At 36.0% G+C, this 24,010-nt stretch carries 21 protein-coding genes; 12 read left to right on the top strand and 9 right to left on the bottom strand.

Annotated elements, in window-relative coordinates; genetic code table 11:
- The first annotated feature begins 172 nt into the window (after positions 1 to 172).
- The 5 genes from VKJ25_RS10215 to VKJ25_RS10195 all read left to right on the top strand — a co-directional run bounded on the left by VKJ25_RS10215 (position 173) and on the right by VKJ25_RS10195 (position 9,859).
- Positions 173 to 1,642 carry a leucyl aminopeptidase gene (locus tag VKJ25_RS10215; RefSeq protein ID WP_324236527.1) on the top strand — a complete coding sequence of 490 codons (1,470 nt, stop codon included), beginning with the start codon at positions 173 to 175 and terminating at the stop codon, positions 1,640 to 1,642.
- A gap of 288 nt (positions 1,643 to 1,930) precedes the next feature.
- Positions 1,931 to 2,812, top strand: a complete 882-nt coding sequence (locus VKJ25_RS10210; RefSeq protein ID WP_324236526.1) for a phosphate/phosphite/phosphonate ABC transporter substrate-binding protein — start codon at positions 1,931 to 1,933, stop codon at positions 2,810 to 2,812.
- Between the two features lie 673 nt (positions 2,813 to 3,485).
- On the top strand, positions 3,486 to 5,243 hold the full coding sequence (locus VKJ25_RS10205) for a sensor histidine kinase (protein ID WP_324236525.1): 1,758 nt from the start codon (positions 3,486 to 3,488) through the stop codon (positions 5,241 to 5,243).
- Positions 5,244 to 5,632: 389 nt separating this feature from the next.
- Entirely contained in the window at positions 5,633 to 8,077 is a 2,445-nt protein-coding gene (locus VKJ25_RS10200) for a GH116 family glycosyl hydrolase (RefSeq protein WP_324236524.1), read from the top strand.
- Positions 8,078 to 8,914: 837 nt separating this feature from the next.
- Positions 8,915 to 9,859, top strand: a complete 945-nt coding sequence (locus tag VKJ25_RS10195) for a tetratricopeptide repeat protein (RefSeq protein ID WP_324236523.1) — start codon at positions 8,915 to 8,917, stop codon at positions 9,857 to 9,859.
- Positions 9,860 to 10,288: 429 nt separating this feature from the next.
- Here VKJ25_RS10195 and VKJ25_RS10190 read toward each other — a convergent pair whose 3' ends face one another.
- From VKJ25_RS10190 to VKJ25_RS10175, 4 genes are all read right to left on the bottom strand, one after another.
- A complete protein-coding gene (locus tag VKJ25_RS10190) occupies positions 10,289 to 10,537 on the bottom strand; it encodes a hypothetical protein (protein WP_324236522.1) in 249 nt (82 codons plus the stop codon).
- Between the two features lie 104 nt (positions 10,538 to 10,641).
- Positions 10,642 to 10,788, bottom strand: a complete 147-nt coding sequence (locus VKJ25_RS10185; RefSeq protein WP_324236521.1) for a hypothetical protein — start codon at positions 10,786 to 10,788, stop codon at positions 10,642 to 10,644.
- Between the two features lie 130 nt (positions 10,789 to 10,918).
- A complete protein-coding gene (locus VKJ25_RS10180) occupies positions 10,919 to 11,515 on the bottom strand; it encodes a hypothetical protein (protein WP_324236520.1) in 597 nt (198 codons plus the stop codon).
- Positions 11,516 to 11,754: 239 nt separating this feature from the next.
- The gene (locus tag VKJ25_RS10175) at positions 11,755 to 12,384 is read right to left on the bottom strand and encodes a TetR/AcrR family transcriptional regulator (protein WP_324236519.1); all 630 of its coding nucleotides are present in this window, start codon (positions 12,382 to 12,384) and stop codon (positions 11,755 to 11,757) included.
- Positions 12,385 to 12,688: 304 nt separating this feature from the next.
- Here VKJ25_RS10175 and VKJ25_RS10170 point away from each other — a divergent pair, with 304 nt between their 5' ends.
- Both VKJ25_RS10170 and VKJ25_RS10165 read left to right on the top strand, forming a co-directional pair.
- Positions 12,689 to 12,826, top strand: a complete 138-nt coding sequence (locus VKJ25_RS10170) for a hypothetical protein (protein ID WP_324236518.1) — start codon at positions 12,689 to 12,691, stop codon at positions 12,824 to 12,826.
- 93 nt (positions 12,827 to 12,919) lie between these two features.
- Positions 12,920 to 14,821, top strand: coding sequence for an efflux RND transporter periplasmic adaptor subunit (locus VKJ25_RS10165; protein ID WP_324236517.1), 1,902 nt, complete (start codon positions 12,920 to 12,922; stop codon positions 14,819 to 14,821).
- Between the two features lie 49 nt (positions 14,822 to 14,870).
- On the opposite strand, the gene VKJ25_RS10160 is transcribed toward VKJ25_RS10165, so the two are convergent.
- Entirely contained in the window at positions 14,871 to 15,056 is a 186-nt protein-coding gene (locus VKJ25_RS10160) for a DUF4926 domain-containing protein (RefSeq protein WP_324236516.1), read from the bottom strand.
- A gap of 183 nt (positions 15,057 to 15,239) precedes the next feature.
- Positions 15,240 to 15,401 carry a DUF6883 domain-containing protein gene (locus tag VKJ25_RS24575; protein WP_375340323.1) on the bottom strand — a complete coding sequence of 54 codons (162 nt, stop codon included), beginning with the start codon at positions 15,399 to 15,401 and terminating at the stop codon, positions 15,240 to 15,242.
- A 145-nt stretch (positions 15,402 to 15,546) separates the two neighbouring features.
- Here VKJ25_RS24575 and VKJ25_RS10155 point away from each other — a divergent pair, with 145 nt between their 5' ends.
- The 4 genes from VKJ25_RS10155 to VKJ25_RS10140 all read left to right on the top strand — a co-directional run bounded on the left by VKJ25_RS10155 (position 15,547) and on the right by VKJ25_RS10140 (position 21,018).
- Positions 15,547 to 18,672 (top strand): efflux RND transporter permease subunit, encoded by a 3,126-nt coding sequence (locus tag VKJ25_RS10155; protein WP_324236515.1) that lies wholly within the window; start codon positions 15,547 to 15,549, stop codon positions 18,670 to 18,672.
- A 434-nt stretch (positions 18,673 to 19,106) separates the two neighbouring features.
- The gene (locus VKJ25_RS10150) at positions 19,107 to 19,541 is read left to right on the top strand and encodes a Uma2 family endonuclease (RefSeq protein ID WP_324236514.1); all 435 of its coding nucleotides are present in this window, start codon (positions 19,107 to 19,109) and stop codon (positions 19,539 to 19,541) included.
- Positions 19,507 to 20,028: a hypothetical protein gene (locus VKJ25_RS10145; protein WP_324236513.1), complete on the top strand. Its 522-nt coding sequence runs from the start codon at positions 19,507 to 19,509 to the stop codon at positions 20,026 to 20,028. The genes VKJ25_RS10150 and VKJ25_RS10145 overlap by 35 nt, the downstream gene beginning before the upstream one ends.
- A gap of 162 nt (positions 20,029 to 20,190) precedes the next feature.
- The gene (locus VKJ25_RS10140; RefSeq protein WP_324236512.1) at positions 20,191 to 21,018 is read left to right on the top strand and encodes an Rpn family recombination-promoting nuclease/putative transposase; all 828 of its coding nucleotides are present in this window, start codon (positions 20,191 to 20,193) and stop codon (positions 21,016 to 21,018) included.
- A 133-nt stretch (positions 21,019 to 21,151) separates the two neighbouring features.
- Here the strand turns inward: VKJ25_RS10140 and VKJ25_RS10135 are convergent, their stop codons facing one another.
- Positions 21,152 to 21,313, bottom strand: a complete 162-nt coding sequence (locus tag VKJ25_RS10135) for a PIN domain-containing protein (RefSeq protein ID WP_324236511.1) — start codon at positions 21,311 to 21,313, stop codon at positions 21,152 to 21,154.
- A complete protein-coding gene (locus VKJ25_RS10130) occupies positions 21,304 to 21,456 on the bottom strand; it encodes a hypothetical protein (RefSeq protein WP_324236510.1) in 153 nt (50 codons plus the stop codon). Before VKJ25_RS10130 ends, VKJ25_RS10135 begins: the two co-directional genes overlap by 10 nt.
- Positions 21,457 to 21,672: 216 nt before the next feature.
- Between VKJ25_RS10130 and VKJ25_RS10125 the strand changes: the two genes are divergently transcribed.
- On the top strand, positions 21,673 to 22,728 hold the full coding sequence (locus tag VKJ25_RS10125; RefSeq protein ID WP_324236509.1) for a glucokinase: 1,056 nt from the start codon (positions 21,673 to 21,675) through the stop codon (positions 22,726 to 22,728).
- 130 nt (positions 22,729 to 22,858) lie between these two features.
- Here VKJ25_RS10125 and VKJ25_RS10120 read toward each other — a convergent pair whose 3' ends face one another.
- Positions 22,859 to 23,710, bottom strand: coding sequence for an aldose epimerase family protein (locus VKJ25_RS10120; RefSeq protein WP_324236508.1), 852 nt, complete (start codon positions 23,708 to 23,710; stop codon positions 22,859 to 22,861).
- Positions 23,711 to 24,010: the final 300 nt, after the last annotated feature.

Below are 24,010 nucleotides of genomic sequence, written 5' to 3'. Positions count from 1 at the left end.
GGGGGAAAGAATAGATAATTTCTCTCCAATAATTGATTCTATTTTTTATTTTTGGAAATATCTATTAATTTTTTTTTCTCCCTCTTTTTTCGAGACCAAATCCTATGGAACATTCCTGAAATAGATATAAAACAGATTAAGATATTCTATTAATACTTAAAAAGAAATCAACATGGAAATTAGAGCAACTAATACATCTCAGTTAGAATGGGCCGGAGATGCCCTAGCTATTGGTTTATTTGAAGATGCCATAGAATTAACCGGGGACATGGCCAAATTGGACGAACTCTTGGCTGGTACTTTATCTGAACTCATTGCAGAAACAGAATTTAAGGGTAAAATTAACAGTAGCGCCTCAACTCGTGTCGGTGGTAAAAACCCTATTCGCAAAATTATTATTGTGGGTTTGGGTAAATCAGAAGACTTAAAATTAGATACTTTACGCCAAGCAGCAGGGATATCTGGACGTTTGGCAAAACAGGAGAGATGTAAAACTCTAGGCATTAGTCTGCCAATATGTCAAGATGCTAATTCTACAGCTACAGCTATAACTGAAGGCATTGAGTTAGTTCTCCATCAAGATAATCGCTTTAAATCGGAACTAGAAAATCTAGGAACAGATGTAGAAAAAGTAGAATTAATTAGTTTAGCTGGTGTCGATGAAGCGATCGCCCGCGCCCGACAAATTTGTTCTGGAGTTATTCTTGCCAGGGAACTTGTAGCAGCACCCGCTAATTCTTGTACTCCAATAACTATGGCAGAAACTGCTGAAGCTTTAGCTCAAGAATTTGGTCTAGAACTAGAAATTCTGGAAAAAGAAGATTGCGAAAAACTAGGAATGGGAGCTTTTTTGGGAGTTGCTCAAGCTTCTGACTTACCACCAAAATTTATTCATATCACTTACAAACCAGAAGGTACTCCCCGTCGCAAACTAGCCATAGTTGGAAAAGGATTAACATTTGACTCCGGTGGTTTAAACCTCAAAGTAGGTGGTAGTAGCATTGAAATGATGAAAACTGATATGAGTGGAGCAGGTGCAACTTTTGGTGCAGTGAAAGCGATCGCTCAATTGAAACCAGATGTGGAAGTTCACTTTATCAGCGCTGTCACTGAAAATATGATTAGCGGTCATGCTATGCACCCTGGTGATTTTCTCACTGCTTCCAATGGCAAAACTATTGAAGTTAACAATACAGATGCAGAGGGTCGTTTGACTTTAGCAGATGCGTTAGTTTTTGCTGAAAAATTGGAAGTAGATGCAATTGTAGATTTAGCAACTCTGACTGGTGCTTGCGTTGTAGCATTGGGTAATGATATTGCTGGTTTGTGGAGTCCCAATGATGACTTAGCAGCAGAACTAACAGCAGCAGCAGAAAAATCAGGAGAGAAAATGTGGCGGATGCCTTTGGAAGAGAAATATTTCGAGGGAATGAAAGCTATCCACGCTGATATGAAAAATACGGGTCCTCGTCCTGGTGGTGCTATTACTGCTGCTTTATTTTTGAAGCAGTTTATTAAAGATACACCTTGGGCACATTTAGATATTGCTGGTACAGCTTGGGTAGATGCAGAAGATGGTTACAATAATACTGGTGCAACTGGTTACGGGGTTCGGACTCTAGTTAATTGGGTTTTGAGTTAGAGTGAGTTAGAGATTGCTTACAGGAGAGAGTGGGAAGTGTGGGGATTGAATGGTTTGGAATATATACAAGTTGCATTCATAAAAACGGACTTCCACCCTACACCTCCTACATTTCTTCTACGATCAATTATCCATTATTAATTATTAATTGTTAATTATTAATTATTAACAGGACTAAAGCCATGCGAACTCAGAAACCCGGTACGAGCGTGGATATTTATTGTCAAAAACAATGATTTACTGTAGAAACCGGGTTTCTCCCGTGTAAGTCCTGATTAATTATTCATTATGTTAAGACGTCATTTCCTTTGGTATTTTTTTCTATCTATTGCAGGTTGTACAACAATCACAGATAATAGAAATTTTTGGCTTCAGAATAAAAAGAAACTGCTATTTGCTGTGAGCGATGTTCAAGGTCTGGCAGAATTAGAGCAGGAATATGGTCAATTTATCACTACTTTGGCAGATGTATTAGAAACAAAAATAGAATTTTTTCCTGTTAATAACCTAGTCGATGCCACAACAGCATTACAGTTGGATGAGGTAGATTTAATTCATGTTGGACCATCAGAATATGTAATCATTAGAGCGAGGACAAATGCAATACCCATTGTTGCCCTAACACGCCTTAACTATCGTGCTATTATAGCAGTCCGTGCAAATAGCGGAATCAAGTCATTAGCTGATTTGAAAGGTAAAACAATTGAGTTAGGTGAAATAGGTATCACAGGCAATCATATAGCGCAGATAAAAATGCTAATAGATGCCGGGTTGAACCCGCTATCAGATGTGAAAATTATTAACTCAGAAGATTATCAGTTGAAGGCATTAAAAAATGGTGAGGTTGATGCCTGGGGAAGAGTTTTACATAGATACAAAAAAACTCTAGGAGATGAGGGTTTATCCCAAAAAGATTATCCCATACTTATCCAGGGTGAACTATTGCCCAGTGATGTATTTCTTGGTAGTGGCAAATTAGAACCGATGTTGGTAGATGAAATTCGCCAGCGGATGTTGGCAAATCAGGATATACTGTTGCGAGCAATTCTTTCTACGCCACATTTTGCTTCTAAGTTCACGGGTTCTACCTTCACTCCTGTTAATGATAGTGATTATGATATGATTCGTGAGGTTTATAAAGCAATGGGGAATGAAAATTTTATTAAGTAAGTAGAAGGTAGAAGGTAGAAGGTAGAAGGAAAAATGCTGCTTTTTTGGGTTCAGGATTTACGCAAGTGAACCCAAAAACCCGGTACGATCATAGACATCTATTGCTCAAAACAAGGATTTATCCTAGAAACCGACTTCCTCCCGTGTAAGTCCTAGTATTTTGGGATTAATATCATGACTTACGCATTGGGAACGAATTTTGGTTATTTGAGGTTGCTATTCTGACGGACTGTTTCGCAAATACTGTTGCTTGCTAACGCAAAGCTGCGGAACCAGCAATGACAGAAATACCTTGCTTTGCGTAAGTCCTAAATATTTTAAGCTTGGTATAATAAAATTAATACCTATAGGACTTGCACATGAACGCTATTGGTAGGGTACGTTTTGCGTTCCGCAAAGCTCCGCTTTATATATCGGCTCAAGCGCCGAAACGCTGCGCGACATGAAAAGCGCACAACGCACCAAGACTCTATATATAGTGCCTCCCGTGTAAGTCCTGACCTATTCACTTTAAAGATGTCACAAATAGTTTTCAACTTGAAAATGTCTAATAATTAACTGAAACTATTGTCTTATGAAAGTTTTTAGTTAATTAAATCTAACTTATGGCTGATAAAGTCTGACTGTTGATATAAATAAAATGGTATAAAAGGCTACTGATGAGGAACTTGGTATGAAAATTGGGAAACTTTTCTCTCCAGTTAAGCGCTGGAGCAAAGGTTTGAGTATTGCCCAAAAAATTGGTTATGGTTATTCTCTGGTAATTGGCATTGCTGTGTTGGGTACAGCGGTAGGGTTAATGGCAGGAAATTATTACCACAAAATAACTGTAGAAGAGCTAGAATTGACAAACAGGAAATTAAGTCTGTTAAAGGAATTAGAAAATTGTATTTGGCAGGTACAATTCCATCCTCAACAATTAGCTGTTGTGATTGGAAATCCTGTATGGTTTAAATATGAAACTACCAAGTTCTTGGGTAAGAGTCAGCAATTAAAAGAAATAATTGTTGCTCTTGATGAGATGGTTGAAAATCAAGCTAATCAATTAGACATGAGTCCAGAAATTGTTCAGTCTATATTACAAGATTATCGTCAGACATGGAATTCATATAGTCAATTAATGGAGAAAAGTTGGCAGGAAATAGATCCGATTAATTTGCGACCAGAAGATATTTCAACTGCCAAACAAGAAATATTAGCTATCAATACAAGTCAAGAGGCAATTGCAATTCGCATTGAGTTTGAAAAGCTTTCTGAAAAGTTAAACAAGTTAATCAATAAAGTGGAACAAAACCAAAACATGGCTAATCACGAAATGTTCCATTCAGAAACTTTACGTCAAAAAATTACTATTGGCAGTATTTTGCTATCAGCAGCGATCGCTACTTGTTTAGCTATTTATACCAGTCAAGCGATCGCTCGCCCTCTCAAGAGTTTGACTAAAACTGCTCAAAGGGTGACAGCAGAATCTAATTTTGAGTTGCAAGCTACAGTCAGCACTAATGATGAAGTGGGGTTATTAGCTCTTTCTTTCAATCAACTCATTCAATGGGTAGGAGAGTACACTCAAGATTTAAAGTTAGCTAATCAAAAAGTAGAAAAACGGACGATAGAATTAACACAAGCTTTGGAAGACTTACAAAACACCCAGACACAGTTAATTCAAACCGAAAAAATGTCTAGTCTGGGAGAGATGGTAGCAGGAATAGCTCACGAAATTAATAACCCAATCAATTTTATTCATGGTAATATAAGTTATCTTCAGGAATATACACAAAATATATTAGATTTGGTCAGTCTTTATGAACAAGTGTATCCTGATTCGCATCCAGAAATAGAAGATTTAATAACTGAAATTGATATTGATTACATTAAATCTGATTTGCCCCAGATAATTTCTTCTATGGAGATAGGTACTGATCGGATTCAGAATATTGTAGTGTCGCTACGGAATTTTTCTCGACTGGATGAAAGTCACCTCAAATCTGTAGACATTCACGAAGGCATTGATAACACCCTGTTAATTCTTAATCACAAGCTAAAACGTGAAATTGAAATTGTCAAAAATTACGGGGATTTACCTTTAGTAGAATGTTATCCAGCTCAATTAAATCAGGTATTTATGAATATAATTTCTAATGCTATTGATGCGATATTGGAGTCGGATATTCAACCGAAACAAATTGTGATTCAAACAGGAAAGGCAGCTCAAGACCAAGTATTTGTCAAAATTCGAGATAACGGTCCAGGAATACCACCTAAAATTACAGATAAAATTTTTGACCCATTTTTTACAACCAAACCAACAGGGAAGGGAACTGGTTTAGGGTTGTCAATTTCTTATCAAATTATTCAAAAGCATAGGGGAAAAATAGAAGTTACTTCTGAACTAGGAAAGGGAACAGAATTTGCGATCGCTCTTCCTATCTAGGATTTGCGCTTCTTCAGTCTTTTAGTAGCAGGGAGAAGCCAGAATCCAGCAATCCAGCAATCCAGAAGGAATAAGAATTACAGAAGAGGTAGCCAGAAGAGTTATCCCTTGATTTTCTGTCACAATTAGCCAAAAATCCTAGACTTTTTAGCTTTCAAGACTTAAAAGCTGGTACTTTTGACCTACCTAAAAATGCTAAAAGGTTTATCTGTAAAGACTTTCAAATTTAATCAGCAAGCCCTAACTAGTCCCTACTCCCTACCTTGACAATTCTGACAACTAATTCCTCTATAACTCCCATTCTTCCTAACTCTTAAGTACTCCCTACTCCCTACTCCCTACCTTAATTACTTTTGACTTTTAACTTTTAACTTAATAAAATATAGGGTATGAATAAACAAAATCCTAACCCTAACATTCCTCCCTATACTTGGAATCGTTCCATTGGTCTTGATTGGGACAAACCTTATAAAGTCCGTTATAGCAGTAATCTGGATGATGGCCCCTGGCACGGAATGCCCCTTGGAGGCTTTGGTGCAGGTGCTATCGGTCGTTCCCCACGGGGCGATTTTAATTTGTGGCATCTTGACGGTGGCGAACACATTTATCAAAATTTGCCTGGTTGTCAATTTAGCGTTTTTGAAGAAACAAAAGGCCAGAAACAAGCTTATGCTTTATCCACTGAACCACCTACAGATGGCAGTCTTTCTGCTTGGCAGTGGTATCCTAAAGAAAAAGCAGGGGAACATACTGGCACTTATCATGCTCTTTATCCCCGGAGTTGGTTTGTCTATGAAAATGTATTTAATGCCCAATTAAGTTGTGAACAATTTTCCCCAATCTGGGCAGGTAACTATCAAGAAACCAGTTATCCGATCGCTATATTTGAATGGACGGCCCATAATCCCACAGATGAAGCAATTACTCTTAGTATCATGCTGAGTTGGCAGAATACTATTGGTTGGTTTACCAACTTTGTGAAAACACCAGAAGTTAAAGTTCGAGATGATGGGAGTCCGGTCTATGAATACAAACCCCTGTGGGGTGAGAGTACAGATAGTTTTAACCTATTAGTGGAAGATTTTCACCGCATTGGTTGCACGATGACTAAATTAAATATCGCTGACGAACCCGCAGAAGGAGAGGGACAAATGGCGATTGGAACGTTTGCTAATGCAGGTATGGAAGTCACTTATCACACAAGGTGGAACCCTAGTGGTAGCGGGGAAGATATCTGGCATTACTTTGGGATGGATGGTACTCTCATAGATGAAGAAAATGAACTACCTGCAACTGAGGGAGAACAGATCGGGGTAGCGATATCAGTTCGTTTCACTATTAGACCAGGGAAAACTCGGAAAATTCCTTTCTTTTTGGTTTGGGATTTGCCTGTGACTGAGTTTAGTGCTGGAGTTTCATATTATCGCCGTTATACAGATTTTTATGGTCGCAATGGCAAAAATGCTTGGTCGATGGTTCGTACTGCGATGAAGCATTATCAAAGATGGCGGGAGAATATTGAAACTTGGCAAAACCCAATTCTGGAACGGGAAGATTTACCTGGTTGGTTGAAGACAGCTTTGTTTAATGAGCTTTATGATCTCACCAGTGGGGGAACTCTTTGGAGTGCTGCTAGCGAAGGTGATCCTAAAGGTCAGTTTGGTGTAGTGGAATGTCTAGATTATCGTTGGTACGAGAGTTTAGATGTGAGATTATATGGTTCTTTTGGGCTGTTGATGTTGTGGCCAGATCTAGAAAAGTCAGTCTTGGTGGCGTTTGCACGGGCGATATCGACGGCGGATGATACACCGAGAATTATTGGTTATAATCAAGCATCGGCAGTAAGAAAAATCGCTGGAGCAACTCCCCATGATTTGGGTGCACCGAATGAGCATCCCTGGGAAAAGACGAATTATACCAGTTATCAAGATTGTAATCAGTGGAAAGATTTATCCAGTGATTTTGTGTTGCAAGTGTATCGAGACTTTTTATTGACTGGTGGAAATGATTACGAGTTTCTGTGGCAATGTTGGTCTGCTATTGTCGAAACGGTAGCATATCTCAAAGCTTTTGACAAAGATAATGATGGCATTCCGGAAAATGAGGGAGCGCCAGACCAAACTTTTGATGATTGGCAGTTACGGGGTGTGAGTGCTTATTGTGGGGGGTTATGGTTAGCTGCATTGGAGGCAGCGATCGCTATGGGGAAAGTGTTAATTGAACATCCCAGAAAAATTCCTTATTATCCACCCCAAGGTTTCCATTCTGAGGTTGATAAAAATTCTATAGATGCAATTAATAATCAAATTTCTGTGTATCAAAATTGGTTAGAAAAAGCATTACCTATTTATCAAGAAAAACTATGGAATGGGGAGTATTATCGTTTAGATAGTGAGAGTAATTCGGAAGTAGTAATGGCTGACCAATTATGCGGTCAATTTTATGCAAAACTGTTAAAATTACCAGATATTGTACCTATTGAATGTGCATTTTCTGCTTTAAAAACTGTCTATAATTCTTGTTTTAAAAACTTTCATAATGGGAAATTTGGTGCAGTTAATGGGGTGTTACCTGACGGTTCTCCAGAGAATCCTGATGCTACCCATCCTTTAGAAGTTTGGACAGGAATTAACTTTGGTTTAGCAGCTTTTATGGTGCAAATTGGTATGAAAAAAGAAGCTTTAGAAATAACTGAAGCAGTGGTAGAACAAATTTATGAAAATGGTTTACAATTTCGTACTCCAGAAGCTATTACAGCAGAAGGTACTTTTCGAGCTAGTCATTATTTAAGAGCAATGGCAATATGGGCTATTTATAATGAACTTAGCAAGTAAGCATTCAGCTCTAAGATAGCCTCCTGCGGAGGATCTGCCCTAACAGCTATTAGCTATTACTTTTAGTGAGCCTTCAAAGCTTTGTTGATTGAGCTAGCAAAATTTTGCTACGAAATTCAGCTTCAAAGTATATGTTCATTTATATATAATCCGGTTATACAGTTTACGCTTATAGCTCTATAGCTACTTAAATATTCAATTTTGCAGTTCAACCTTCGGTGGTTGTTACAGCAAACGAAGGCTGAACTGCAAATTACGATAACTAATTACCCGGATTCTATATTAAACCTTGTCCTTAAGCATATAGTTTTATTGCTAATAGCTAAATCCTAAGAGCTAAATGCTTAGATTTATAATGAACAGGATTTACGCAAGACCGATATATTTAACCGGGGCATTTTACTATTTAATATGTTGTGTAAATCCTGATGAAGTAAGAAGTAAGAAGTAAGAAGTAAGAACTAAAATTCCTACTTAATTATTTTGATAAAACTCAAAAAAGATTTGGTAGTTTTGCATAATTAATAATATGTAGGAAAAAGGAATGTTTGGTACGGGAGCAAGAAAGACAGGACTTAGGCAACGACCCTAGATATAGTGCTTAAAACTATTGCGCAATAGTTTTTCAAATCTACATATAGTACCTTTGCGTAAGTCCTGAAAGAAATAGGAAAAGGAATGTTTGGTACGGGAGCAAGAAAGGAATGTTTGGTACGGGAGCAAGATGCTCCCACTACTATGCTTCCTCACAAACAAAATAATCAGGCATGATTATGACAATGCAATACTACCAAAGATTTAACTGATAATTGACTTCCTTCTTCTTTGAAAAATGAAATGGATGAACAAATAGAAATCTCTCCAGATAATTATCAGGGTTGGCATAGTCTGGGAGTAAATCTTAGTAAATCGGGAAAATATGAGCAAGCTATTAGTGCTTTTAACCGGGCAATAAAAATTAAACCAGACTACGCTCAAGCCTGGAATAATCGGGGGAATGCCTTAAAAAAAACAGGGAGATTTTATTTGGCTTTAAATAATTTTAATTTAGCTGTAAGTTTGGAACCAAATTGTTATTTAGCTTGGTATAATAGAGGGATTCTACTAAATGATTTAGGAGAATATCGAAAAGCAATAAATTCTTTTGAGAAAGCACTATATATCCAACCAAATTTATATCAAGCTTGGTACAATTTAGGAAATATTTGGAGTGATTTAGGAAATTACCGAGAAGCTATTAAAAAGTATAAACAAGCAATAAAAATTAAACCAGATTTATATCAAGTGTGGGAGAATCAAGGTAAAGCATTTTTTGAGTTGGGAAGGTATCACGAAGCATTGAAATGTTTTGAAGAAGTAATAGAACTTCAACCTAATAATTATTATGCTTGGAATTTTAAAGGCAAAACGTTATTTTATTTAGGAGATACTAAAAAAGAAATTATTAGTTATGAGAAAGCAATAGAACTAAAAGAAGATTATCAGGAAGCTTGGAATAATTTAGGTAAAGCTTTCTCAAATAAAGAAAGTTGGCCTGATGCGATCGCTTGTTTTAATGAAGCCATAAGAATTCAGCCAGATTATTCTTTAGCCTACTATAATAAAGCTCGTTGTTATGCTTTGCAAGAGAAGATATATTTAGCTATTGAAAATTTAGAAGAAGCAATTAATTTAGGTGCTGGTAAACCCTATCGAGAAATGGCAAAAACTGATACTGCTTTTGGTAATATTTATATGAATCCTAAGTTTAAAGCTTTGATTGAAGGTAATATGAGGTATTAAAATAATGGATAATGGATAATTGATAATTGATATCAAATCTGGTTATAAAAAGCTAGTTAGAATAATTACAGCAATGCATGAGGATGGTGAGGTACACTTAAATATCTTTGTAACACAGCTTTCGTTTGCTGTAACAACCTGGAAGGTTGTGTTACCAGAATTACTAATTTTGTACCTCACGCGCGGGGGTGAAACTGCTGTAATAATGGATAATTGATACAGCATATTTCGCACCAAATCCTGTTATAAAAAACAAGTTTTTCTAATATCAAATCCGCTTAATTTGGTAGAGAAAATGTTCTATTTTTAACCATTACTATGCAGGACTACCAAGAAATTTAAGCTAGAAAATATCAAGCTTTGACATTACCATCTCATCCAATAACAACGCAAATTTAACTTAAGAAATACAGAAAACTATCTTAGTACCTATGATTGAACAAAAGCAGGTTTAATAAATTCATCCCTATCCTGTAAACTAATATAACCTTGATTAACTACTAGATTGATTAATTCGGTTAAAAATTGCTTTAATTGAGTCAAAACTTGTTGTTTATCCAAGATAATTAATGATTCTTGATAATAATAACTAAGGTCTTTTAAATAACATTTAATTTGGGAATCAACAGGAAAAAATTTGATTCGACACCAATAACTTTCAACGAAATCTAAACCCATGATTTTATCCCGTTATAACTCTCCTATTTTTTCAGTGAATCTATCCTCCAATAAGATACAAATATCAGGATATAAAAGTACCTTAAAGTTAGTTTGCCCAATTTCTACAATAACTTGACGATTAAATAACAAAACTTTCTTAACCCTAACTCAAAGTCAGATAACTCTCCTAAAGGATCGTCAGGAGGAGTAGTAAAATTTTCTATATTTTTATGACTTAATCTTAGTTTAAATTGCTTAATTTTATTCATTTTCACCAAAAAATGAGGATATGTGCCTCCCCTTTTAAGGGGATGAAAAAATATTTAACTCAGTATTTCAAGCCTTCGACTTTAGTCGGAGGTCTACTGATAACTGTTAACTGATAACTGATAACTGAAATTACCTTGCCATCCAAACTAGAAAGCTTAAAATTTGCTCAACGGGTGGCAATGGATAATCTGTTAAGTCTATTGTAACTGTTTGCTCTTCTAGTTTCAAAAATCGCCAAACTGTACCACTTGTAACAGTACCGTAAATAGTTGAAATTGGTTGCTGTTTCTGTTGATTAAAACGTTGAGCTGCTACCATTTCTGCTAAACATTGTCCTAGAGATGATTTCAAGTCCTCTTTTTTCGCTTCCACTAAAACTACCACAGGCGCTCTAATAAATAATTGTTCAGAAGAACGACTAATCAAAAAATCAACATATCCAGTTAAATCAATTTCTGGTTGTACTGCAAACTCTTCACCAGAAAAAACGCTGATTTTTCCTTTGAGCTGACGTTTGACTTCTAATAATACTGGATTAATAATACCTTCAGAACGAGCTTTTTCACTATTCACAGCGATCGCCCAAGGTACTGTTTCTTTCAAGGTATCTCTGAGTAAAGCAGTAGGATTAATTTGGGGAACTTCTGGTAGAAAGCGATCGCCTTCAATAATAGTTAATTCAAAGTTTTCTACGGCTTTGCTTAGGGTAAATTTACTGTATGGCATAATAAATAATTGATAATGAATAATGGATAATTGATAATGAAAATTATCTCTAATACCAACAAGATTGACGCAAAGTGTTAAACAGTTGAACAATACACTACTTGTATAGGGCAAATGCCCTCTACCCCTAAAAAATATGGTGGTTCTGCTTGCCCCTAAAAAATATGGGGTTTCTGCATAAGTCCTGATTGATACATAGCGCTTCCCATTACTATAAGGTACACCTATTTTCTTACTTCTTAAGCGCTAATTCCATAACTGATAAAAGTTACAAGACGCTGCACAAGTTTATCAATATCTTTATCTTTAACTGAACTATCCTCACTTAAAATTTCTGAGTGTTCCATTTGATTCATAGTCCGCACTAGCATTGCCACTACTAAATCTAGTTTCCATTTTAATTCTGCGGGAGATTGATTGGATAGCACTTTTGTCAGTACATACAAAAATCTTTGCTGAACAATTCTAAATTCTGGTTCTGCTAGTTTCTGGACTTGATATGGTTCGGTGCGACATCGGGCTATAAATTGTGCATGAATCCGACATTCTGCTGACGGCTGTTTCAGCATTTGTAGGGAAGGGGTGACAAATGCTGTTAGAATTTCTGCCACAGAAGGAAGTTTGTCTGACTCTTCTAAAATTGTCAATAGTCGTAGTTTTTCTTCCATAATTGGTTGTACTACTCGTTGGACTACTGCACTAAATAGTTCTTCTTTAGACCCAAAATGATAATGAATGGCGGCCAAGTTTACATCCGCTTCCCGAACTATGCCTCTTAATGAAGTTCCTGCAAAACCTAGAGAGGCAAACAGTTTCTCCGCAGCATTAATAATTCGCTCCTTTGTATCAATAGTTGAGTTTTTACCCATTCAATCTTAATATTTGTATTCCAGAATACGCAGCTATCTATATTCGATTTAATCATCAATTAGCTACTCTTGCAATTGTTTTAAACGTATGTTTTAATTATAATATATCAAAGCAAAAAATGTTAGACCTCCTACTGTAGAGTCTCTCAAGAGCGCGTAGCTCTTCACATTGAGCTAGCCAGACCCGCCCCCCTACTCTAGAGTCTCTCAAGGGCGCGTAGCTCTTCACATTGAGCTAGCCAGACCCGCCCCCCTACTGTAGAGTCTCTCAAGGGCACACACCTAGGTACAAGAAACCGGGTTTATGGATGCAGGCCATTGTTTGATTCCCCTTGGGAATTTAGCTTTGAGCCAAAGAATAAATTCTTTGGCTCATGTAGCTGACAACGGGCACACACCTAGATACAAGAAACCGGGTTTATGGATGCACACCATTACTTAAGTCTCCTTGGGACTTTCGCTGTAACTAAATTTGAAAAGCACGAGAATGATAACTGATAACTGAAATGACAAATAATCTTTAGAGCAAAAACCAATGACAGACAAAAAATTGTTAGACTCTAAATCCTACGAAAAAAATGGTAAAGTAGAAGTCTTAACTGATAAGATAGAAACTTTACCAATTCTATCTGAAACTGCCAAAACTGATAATATAGAAACTTTACCAATTCAGTCTGAAATTGCCAAAACTGGTGAGATAGAACCTTTACCAATTCAGTCTGAGGCTAGGAACTTTAAACCCAAAAATAAAGAACGAAAATTTCTTCGGTTTGGCTTTGTGGTAATTATTTTAGCAATAGCTTTTGGCAGTATCAGATTTTGGCAAAATCAACAAAATTTTCCCGAACCAATCTCAGAAACTCCTCTTCCCAATATCCTTTCTGTTCCAGCTATCCCTATAAAATTAGTTAACTCCTATTCAGTTGCTCAAAGTTATACAGGAATAGTCGAAGCAAAACGGACAAGCGAACTTGGTTTTGAACGATCAGGTTTACTGAGATCTATATATATAGAAGAAGGAGACACAGTAACTAAGGGGCAAATTATTGCTGAACTAGATACTAGCCAAACCATTGCCCAACGGGGAATATTAATAGCTCAGAGAGAAAAAGCGATCGCCTCCTTGAAAGAACTACAAAACGGAGCAAGGATAGAAGAAATAGCAGCTATCCGGGCCTCATTAGCTCAAGAACAAGCCAGATTAGAAGAACTGCAAACAGGACCGAGAATAGAAACAATAGCAGCTACCCGCGCCTCATTAGCTCAAGAACAAGCCAAATTAGAAGAACTGCAAACAGGACCGAGGATAGAAACAATAGCAGCTACCCGCGCCTCATTAGCTCAAGAACAAGCCAAATTAGAAGAACTGCAAACGGGAACTCGCACCGAAGATATTGAAGCAGCTCGTTTAGCACTTCTAGACTTAGAAGAACAACTAGAACTAGCTCAAATTCAGGAAAAAAGACGAGAAGAACTTTATCAACAGGGAGCTATTTCTAAAGAACAGCTTGATGAATTTGCTACTCAAACTGATACTATTAATGCTAGACTTGAGGGAGCGCGGAGTGAACTGGAGAAATTACAAACAGGAACTCGCTCGGAACAGATAGAAGCGCAACGAGCTAGAGTGCGTCAGGTGCAAAGTCAGTTAGATGAACTTATTGCTGGAACTCGCTCGGAACAGATAGAAGCGCAAAAAGCTAGAGTGCGTCAAGTGCAAAGTCAGTTAGATGAACTTATTGCTGGAACTCGCATCGAACAGATAGAAGCGCAACGAGCTGAAGTTAAACGTTTCGATGCAGAAATTTGGGAAATTGAAGTTGTTTTGAGAAAGAGTATTCTTTATGCTCCTTTTACTGGAACTGTTTCGGTTCGTAATTTAGATGAGGGCGTTGTGGTGAATGCAGGTGAAGCTGTTGTGCGCTTGGTGGAGGGTGGGGAAAGGAAAGTTCGGGTTGGAGTACCACCGACTCAAGTTAGTGGTTTGAGGGTAGGTAGTGTAGAGGAAGTGAGGATGGGAGATAAAACTTATAGTGCAAAAGTGTTGTCAATTTTACCAGAGCTAGATTCTACGACTCGGACTCAAAGTGTGATTTTAGCATTATCGCAAGCGATCGCTCCGGGTACTGTGGTTCGTTTGGAAGTTAATAAGACTTATAGTATGACGGGATATTGGTTGCCAACTTCTGCTTTGGTTTGGGGAAAGCGGGGGTTGTTAGCTTGTTTTGCTTTGGTTTCTCCGGAAAAGTCAGATTGGGACTTACCTCTGGGAACTTATCAGATTGAAAAACGGATGGTTGAGGTTTTGCATACGGAGGGAAATCGGAGTTTGGTGCGGGGGGTATTGCAACCGGGAGATTTGGTGGTGACGACTGGAACTAATCAATTAGCTCCTGGACAGTTAGTTCGTTATTTAGATTCAAAAATTGACAAATGAAAATTCATCTCGAACTCTTGCTAATATAAGAAATATATTATTACCGAAATTAATGTCTGGAAAAAATAAAATTTAAAGAATTAGAAAATTCAACTTCAAATACTTGGTCATCATATTCCATAACAATTGTTCCCACTTGTCGTTTAAATAAGATAATGGATGCTTCTTTTTCAAACTGGGTTGTTTGTCTATCTTGGGTTAAAGCTACGATATCTAATTCTTTGAATGTGTTCATTAATATACCTCATTTATTGACAGGATAACAATTAGTTAATCTAGGAAAATCTTCTCCTTAACGAATTATCTAAGCGACTAAGATTAAAGATTCTCCTACATCGTTTTTTAGAAAGAATTTCATGTTATAGTGTATACCATACTCATTAACTTTACGAATAATAACTGATTCATTAATAGCAGCTTATTTAATTGCCTCCTTAAGAATATTTGCATTACTTAAATTAATTCCTAATTTATTTTGGAAAAGAGTAGCTTGATTTTTACCTTTTTGATGATTAGGATTAAGACAATAGTTCTCTATTTTATTTCCTAAGCCTGCTTGATGTCCATTAGGTAGTTTTATCCCTTAACACTTGCTGACTGCTAATAGCTTAATTATTACCTATATTGTAACATTTTATTGTAGGGATTTAATATCCAAACCTCTACATTTTTCTATAGCGATTTCTGCAATATAAATCAGTAACAAAAAAAACTAATAACTGAAAATGGCTACTTTATTTTATCGAAATTTCCGATTATTAATACTGGCAATTATAATAATTATTGCCTGGGGAATATCATCCTTTTTCACATTGCCACGACTCGAAGACCCAGAATTAACTTCTCGCATTGCCGTTATCACAACTTTTTGGCCGGGAGCTGATGCTGAACGAGTAGAAACATTAATCACAGAAAAAATAGAATCAGAAATATCTGAAATTGAAGAAATAAAAGACTACTATTCAAGCTCTCAGGTAGGAACTTCAATTATTAATATTGAATTATTAGATTCAGTTGAAGAAACAGATGCGGATACAGTTTGGTTAAAAATTAGAGAGCGATTAAATCAAGTTACTCAATTACCTGTTGATGCAACTAAGCCACAATTAGAGGAACTTGAAGCTAAGGCTTATGCGATGATTATCTCTTTGATTTGGGAGCAAGATACTGAACCTAATTATGCAATTATTACCCGTTTATCTGAATTATTAAAAGATGAATTATTAGAATTACCAGGAACAAAAAAAATCGCGGAAATTGGTAATCCTCAAGAAGAAATATTAGTAGAAATTGATGCAACTCAATTAGCTAGTATTGGTATTACTCCCCAACAATTATCAGCACAAATTAAACAGAGCGATGCTAAAGTTTCTTCCGGTCAATTTCGCGGTCAAAATAATGATTTACTCCTAGAGGTTGATGCAGATTTAGATTCCTTAGAACGGATTAAAAATATTCCCATTAGTTTTAGTAACCAAGGGCAGTTTACTCGACTTAGCAATATTGCTGAAGTTAGAAAAACAATTACTGAACCACCCAGGGAACTAGCATTAATTAATGGTCATCCGGCTTCAAGTTTAGCTGTATTTGTTAATTCCGATTATCAAATAGATCTCTGGGCAAAATCAGCAGAAACAGTTATAGAAAAATTCCGTAAAGAGTTAGGTAAAGGTCTGAAACTGGAGATTATTTTTAATCAAAGTAATTATATTGATACCCGTTTACAAAGTCTGATGTTGAATCTATTAATGAGTGGAATTCTAGTATTTGGAATTACTGTATTTTTAATGGGTTGGAAATCAGCAATTGTTGTAGGTTTGGCATTACCTTTATCAAGTTGTATGGTTTTAGGAATGATGAAATTTCTCAATGTTCCTCTACATCAAATGTCAATAACTGGATTAATCGTAGCTTTAGGATTATTGATTGATACAGCAATTATTGTAGTTGATGAAGTTCATAAAAATGTAATTTCTGGATTAAAACCTGAAGCTGCTATTAATAAGGCAATTAATCATTTATTTATGCCATTAACAGCATCAACTTTGACTACTGCTTTGGCTTTTTTACCAGTTGTATTGTTGCCTGGTAACTCTGGAGAATTTGTTGGTACTATTGGCGTTAGTGTAATTTTAGCTGTTATTTCTTCTTTAATATTGTCTCTAACAGTAGGTTCTGGTTTAGCAGGAAAATTATACAATAATAATCATCATTATTCCCAAAATAATCAACAAAAATGGTGGCAAACTGGGTTTACAAATTCTTTTTTAGCTGAAGTTTATCAATTCAGTATAAGAAGTATATTTAGCATTCCTTTGTTGGGAATATTGTTGGGCTTAATTTTACCAATAATTGGTTTAATTCAAGTTAGCAATCTCCCCAAACAATTCTTTCCTCAAGTAGATAGAGACCAAGTACAAATAGAATTAGAATTACCTGGTTTAACCTCCATTGAAAAAACTAAAAATACGGCTATAGAAGTCAGAAACTTATTATTAAAACATCCAGAAATTGAAGAAGTACAATGGTTTTTAGGACGTAGTTCTCCTCGATATTATTACAACATAACAGCAGGTAGAGAAGCGACAAATTACGCTCAAGGATTTTTACAGTTAAATTTAACTGCTAAATCAGAATTTGTTAATGCACTCCAAGCAGAAGTTGATACTGCATTTCCTGAAGCTCAAGTTTTGGTTAGAAAATTAGAACAAGGACCTCCTTTTGATGCACCAGTAGAAATCAGAATTTATGGTCCTAATTTAAAGAGTTTACAAGAATTAGGAGAACAAGTAAGAAGTCTTTTAGTGCAAGTTCCTAATGTAACTCATACCCGTGAAACTTTAAGCGAAATTCGACCTCAATTATCACTACAAATAGATGAAGAAGAAGTTCGTTTAGCAGGATTAGATTCTACATCCCTTTCCCAACAATTACAAACTTCATTAGAGGGAAATTTAGGAGGTTCAATAATTGAAGATACTGAAGAAATACCAGTGCGAGTGCGAGTATCAAATTTTCAACGGGGAGACATTAATCAAATTACATCTTTAGACTTACAACCAACAGGTTCGAGTCTAAACCAAAACCGATTTAGTACAACTAATACAATACCTTTTTCAGCATTAGCAGAAGTAGAATTAAAGCCACAATTTTCCGTTATTAAAAGACGTAATGGCAAACGGATAAATTCCATTCAAGGTTTTATTGCTGCTGGAATTTTACCATCCGAAGTTTTACAGGGGTGGCAACAAAGGTTAAATGATGCCAACTTTGAACTACCATCCGGGTATTGGTTGGAAGTTGCTGGAGAATCAGAAAAACAAGGTGATGCAGAATCTGGTTTGTTTGCTACCCTACCTCTTACCTTTTTGTTAGCAGCTTCAATTTTGGTATTATCCTTAAATTCTTTTCGAGCAACTGCCATTATTGGGGGAGTTGCTATTTGTGCTATTGGTTTAGGGTTTTTCAGTCTGTGGTTATTTGGCTATCCTTTCGGTTTTACCAGTCTCATCGGTACATTTGGTTTAGTGGGAGTCGCCATTAATGACTCAGTAGTAGTTTTAGCTGCCATTTTGGAAGACGAAGAAGCATCAACAGGCAACCGTCGAGCTGTTCGTCAAGTGGTTATAGGTTCCACTCGTCATGTGGTTGCGACAACCTTAACTACAATGATCGGGTTTGTTCCTTTGTTGATAGAAGGTGGTAGCTTTTGGCCTCCTTTAGCAATAGCGATCGCTGGTGGTGTGGGTGGTGCGACACTTGTGGCGCTATATTTAGTTCCCTGTTGTTATTTACTGATGGCGAGTTTTGGGAGCAGAAATAAGCAAGAAAGAAAAGGCTTTAATTATTAAGTCAAAAAGGCAATATAGCTACCCTTAGGCTCCGCTAAAACTATTTACAGGTTATCATTTATAATATATTTAGGACGCAAAGAAACCCGGTTTCTACGAGAAACCGGGTTTCTGGGTTCAGTTCAAACCACGAGATTTTGTTGATAAACCTAGTTTCTGCGTAAGTCCTGATATTAATAAGACTTACGCAGTGACTCTACATATAGCGCTTAAAACTATTATACAATAGTTTTGGAACTCTATATATAGTGCGTTTGCGTAAGTCCTGATTAAGTAATTTTTATAGGACTAAAGCCATGAGGTACGAAAAATAGGGGTTTGAGATTGCTATCCTGATGAACTGCGACCCATTCATGTCGCGGAGCAAAACGCTGTCGCTCATATCGGACAAAATTGCGTTGCGCATGGGTAAGTCCTGTTTTAAATAAATAATTATGTCACAAAAATTGACAGTTATGCCTTATGAATATCCAGACACCAGTAATATGATTCTGGAGGATGATACTCCCTTGGATAGTTTCATTAATGAAAAACAACAACGTTTACTTACAACTGTATTTTATAGTGGTACTGAAATACCAATAAATGTTCCTTTTATTGTTGCTGCTAATGTAGGTTTATTCTCTTATGTCGGAGATTCAGGAATTGTACCTGATGTGTTTTTAAGCTTGAATATTCCTGGTGGAGAAAAATGGTGGAAACGTAATGTTCGCTCTTATTTATTCTGGGAATTTGGCAAATCTCCAGATGTAGTAATTGAAATTGTTTCTCCCACCTCAGGCAATGAATTAGGAAGTAAATTAACAGACTATGCTAAGTTACGAATTCCTTATTATGTTGTCTACGATACCATTGCAAAAACTAAGTAAAACTTTCCTACAAATATTTCAACTTCAAGGCACTTTTTATACTCCTAAAAATAATGCTTTATTTCCCGATATAAATCTAGGATTAACTCTTGGGAATGGTGTATTTGAAAATGTTAATGATACTTGGTTGCGTTGGTGTGATGCTGATGGAAATTTGATTAAAACAGGGGATGAATTAGCAATAGAAAAAAATGTTCAAATATCCCAAAAAAACGCAGAAGTTTCCCAAAAAAATGCAGAAATTTCTCAAAATATTTTGGAAATTTCCCAAAAAAATGCAGAAATTTCTCAACTAAAACAAGCATTATTATTAGCAATAGAAATGAGTTTAAAAATAAAATTTGGTGATGAAGCCATAGCAATATTATCGGAAGTTTCTGCAATTAATAATATGAAATTTTTAGAGGAAATTGTTTCTCAAATTCCCCATATTTCCTCAACAGATGAGTTGCAAAAACTATATTCTGAAAAGAAAGAAGAACTTTAGTTATCCATAAGTTTTGTCTAAATTTAGTAGGTTGGGTTAAGGGTATCTCGCAACCCAACAAAAACTTATCTAGGTAATGATAGATGAATAACAAATTAATTTATTTCATAATTTTTCAAAAAAAAAGTAAAATATTTCTACTGCCAATCAACTATAAATATTGTGAAAACAGACAGTATTTTCTATCAAATATTTCTGGAATTTCCGGAATTTTTCTTTGAACTAATTAACCAACCCAATACCAAGACTCAAACTTATGAATTTACCTCCCGCGAAGTCAAACAATTGTCTTTTCGTTTAGATGGTTTATTCTTACCAACAGACAACAACCCTAACAAACCTTTTTACCTAGTTGAAGTCCAATTTCAACCAGATGATGACCTCTATTATCGTATATTTGCCGAATTATTTCTCTTTTTACGACAATATAAAATCCCCAATCCTTGGCAAGTAGTTGTTATTTATCCCAGTCGTAGTATCGAAAGGGAACACAATCAGCACTTTGGCAATATTTTAGCCTCAAGTCAAGTCCAACGGATTTATTTAAACGAATTGTCAGAAACTGTCAGTGGTTCATTAGGAGTAGGAGTTGTTAAACTGGTAATTGAGCCAGAAACTCAAGCGGTTAATTTGGCTAAATCTTTAATTTCTCAAGCTCAAGAAGAAATTATTCAGCCAAAGATTCAAGCAGATTTAATTAATCTAATTCAAACAATTGTCGTTTATAAATTACCTCAAAAAACTAGAAAGGAGATTGAAGCCATGTTAGGTTTAAGTGAATTGAAAAAAACTAAAGTCTATCAAGAAGCTTTTGCTGAAGGTAAAGATGAAGGCGAAGCTAAAGGCAAAGATGAAGCTAACTTAAAATCTGTATCTAATATGATGCGTTTAGGCTTAACCTTAGAAACTATTGCTGAATATTTAGATTTACCTTTGGAGGAAGTTCAACGATTAGTAAAATTAACTGAAAACAGAAATAAGGAAGAATAAAGAACCCTCGATAATTTAGGAGAAAAGGCGATCGCTAGTTTATGCGTAATTTCTGTAAATAATTTGAGCGATCGCTCTTCATTTCATCTAAAATATCATCTTTTTTTTTGATTCTATCTATCAGAAAAAGAACTTATTTAACTATCAAATCATATCGACAAGTACCTGAAGTTAATCCATCTACATTTTGAAAATTTTTGTCATAACTAAACAATGCTAAATCGTGCTGTAATCCTGTAGCTGGAATCCATATATCATAAGCATTAGTATCTAATAAAATTAGCTTTATTTCCATGAATTTGTCTCAATCTCTCTAAAAGGCTTTGTATTCTCTAAAAATTCAATTTCATCAGCTTCATTCCCAACTCCTGCTAAATCATCAAGTTGATAACTTAATTTTCCCTCTAATTGTCTAGGAATAGCCTCTTGTTTTGCCAACAATTTTAAAGCTGAATCGATCGCCTGTTGAACATTGACATATTTGCTCTTAATAATCTGGGATTAAATAAATTTTTCTTGTTCAGGACTCAAACTAATATTCATCATTAAATTGAATAACTGATTTATGACAATTCTAAATGATTTGTGAAAAAATATGTAACTAAACAAAATATGACAATAAAATTGAAATAGTTACTCAAAAGGATATAATTTATGACATTATTATTAGCTGGTGATATTGGCGGTACTAAAACCATACTCCAATTAGTAGAAGCACAACCAGATGAATCAAAAGCTGGGGTAAAACTGCAAAATCTCTATGATAATAGTTACTCTAGTCAAAATTTTCCCGACTTAGTACCGATAGTCAAAATGTTTCTGTCAGAAGCAACCGAAAAATTAGGAGAAACACAACAACCAGAAAAAGCCTGTTTTGCCATTGCTGGACCAGTTGTCAACAATACAGTCAAATTAACCAATCTCCCTTGGATGCTCGATGGAAAACAGATGGAAAAAGAATTAGACATATCTCAAATTAGTTTAATTAATGATTTTGCCGCCATAGGTTATGGAATTTTGGGTTTAACCGCTGATGACTTGGAAACTCTACAACCAGGAGAACTTCAACCTGACGCTCCCATAGCTGTACTTGGTGCTGGTACAGGATTAGGAGAATGTTTTTTGATTCGCGGAGCCAAGGAAATTAAAGTTTATGCCACAGAAGGAGGTCATACAGATTTTGCACCCCGCTCTGAATTAGAATTTCAACTATTACAATATTTGTTGGCAAAGCATAACCTAGACAGAATATCTGTGGAAAGGGTAGTTTCCGGAATGGGAATAGTGGCAATTTATCAATTTTTACGCGATCGCCAATCTGCCACAGAATCTGTAGAAATAGGCGATCTAGTCAGACAGTGGGAAAAAGAAGTTGGTTCAAATGAAATTACTGTAGATCCAGGAGCAGTTATTGGGAAAGCTGCCTTAGAAAAGAGCGATCGCTTATGTGAGCAAACTTTGGAGATGTTTGTGTCAGCTTATGGAGCAGAAGCAGGAAATTTAGCATTGAAACTTTTACCTTATGGTGGTTTATATGTAGCAGGAGGTATCGCTGCTAAAATTCTCCCGCTAATGAAGTCAGGCAGTTTTATGGAAGCTTTTAAAAGTAAGGGACGAATGAGAGTATTATTAGAAAAAGTGCCTGTTCATATAGTGTTAAATCCTCAAGTAGGATTAATTGGTGCAGCCATTCGTGCTTCTAGTTTATAGAAATGTGTAACACAGGCATCTTGCCTGTCACTAAACCCTAATTGATATTCAATTTGTTAATAAAGGAAGTGTTATAAGAAACCCGGTACGAGGGTAGAAACCGGGTTTCTTTGCGTAACTCCTATTAAAATCAACCCAATTTTGCTGTCATACTAATTACTGTTTCCACAGTTTTACCAGGTTCAGCAATTAATAAATGTGTGCCAGTATTCATTGCATTCCGAGGACCAGTCCAAGGTTCTAAACAATAAAAATCTTTACCTTTTACCGTCCAAAAAACTAAAGTTGAATAATTACTATCGTAGTTAATAGTTAACTTTAAATTCCGACTTTTATCAGTAACTACTGCTGATTGTTTTGACAAATTAATAAACGCCCAATCAATTTCTTCGGCATTAAAATCAAAGTCTCCAGCAAAAGTATTAATAGTTTGGTCGCCTTTGAGTTGATATTTATTTGAAGGTAAATCAAACTCTAATTGAGTCTTATCACTCACAGCAAAATAAGGATGAATACCTGTAGAAAACGGCATAGGTTTTTCCGATAAATTAGTGTGAGCATATCGTAATTCTAGAGTATTACCCCGTAAAATATAGGTATAATTTAACTCAAAATTAAATGGATATCCTGCTAAAGTTTGCTCATTACTGCGGAGAGTCACAGTCATACTTGTACCATTTTCTTGTTGTGTAACTTCCCAAGGAAGACTACGAGCAAAACCATGTTGGTTCAGTTTGTAAGTTTCTCCATCTAGGGTGTAGGTATCATCAGGCAAGTTGCCACAAATAGGAAATAATAGAGGAATACCACCACGCACTGAAAGAGTAGGATCGGCAAAACGTTCTTCATCCATATAAAATACTTTTTGGTCTTGAATGCGCCAGTCAGTAACAACCCCTCCTCTTTCAGGAACAACTAGGACTTCAGACTGAGTTGATTCATCAGAAAGGGTGTAAGTTTGATATTGTCCAGGGTTAGACATAGATAATTTTCCTTAAATAACTGTTATTAAGGTCTCACATAATTGTCATAAAAACTATTGGTTTAGGAAAAAAGTTATCAGGGTAAGGGAGAAGAAGGAAGAACGAAGAAGGCTTAAATTTCCTGTAGAACCGATTTGAGATAAAATTAGTAGGGGGGGTTTTTCAGGATCAGTAGGGGCGGGTTTTTCAAGTGAGTTAAGCAGTTTTCCTAAAGTGAAATAAACCCGCCCCCCATATTAGTAGGGCGGGTTTTTCAAGTGAGTTAAGCAGTTTTCCTAAAGTGAAATAAACCCGCCCCC

It is taken from the genome of Okeania sp., from assembly GCF_035285525.1.
Lineage (GTDB): Bacteria > Cyanobacteriota > Cyanobacteriia > Cyanobacteriales > Microcoleaceae > Trichodesmium.
The sequence above is the reverse complement of the archived record's forward strand: the minus strand, read 5'-3'. Positions and strand labels throughout refer to the sequence as shown.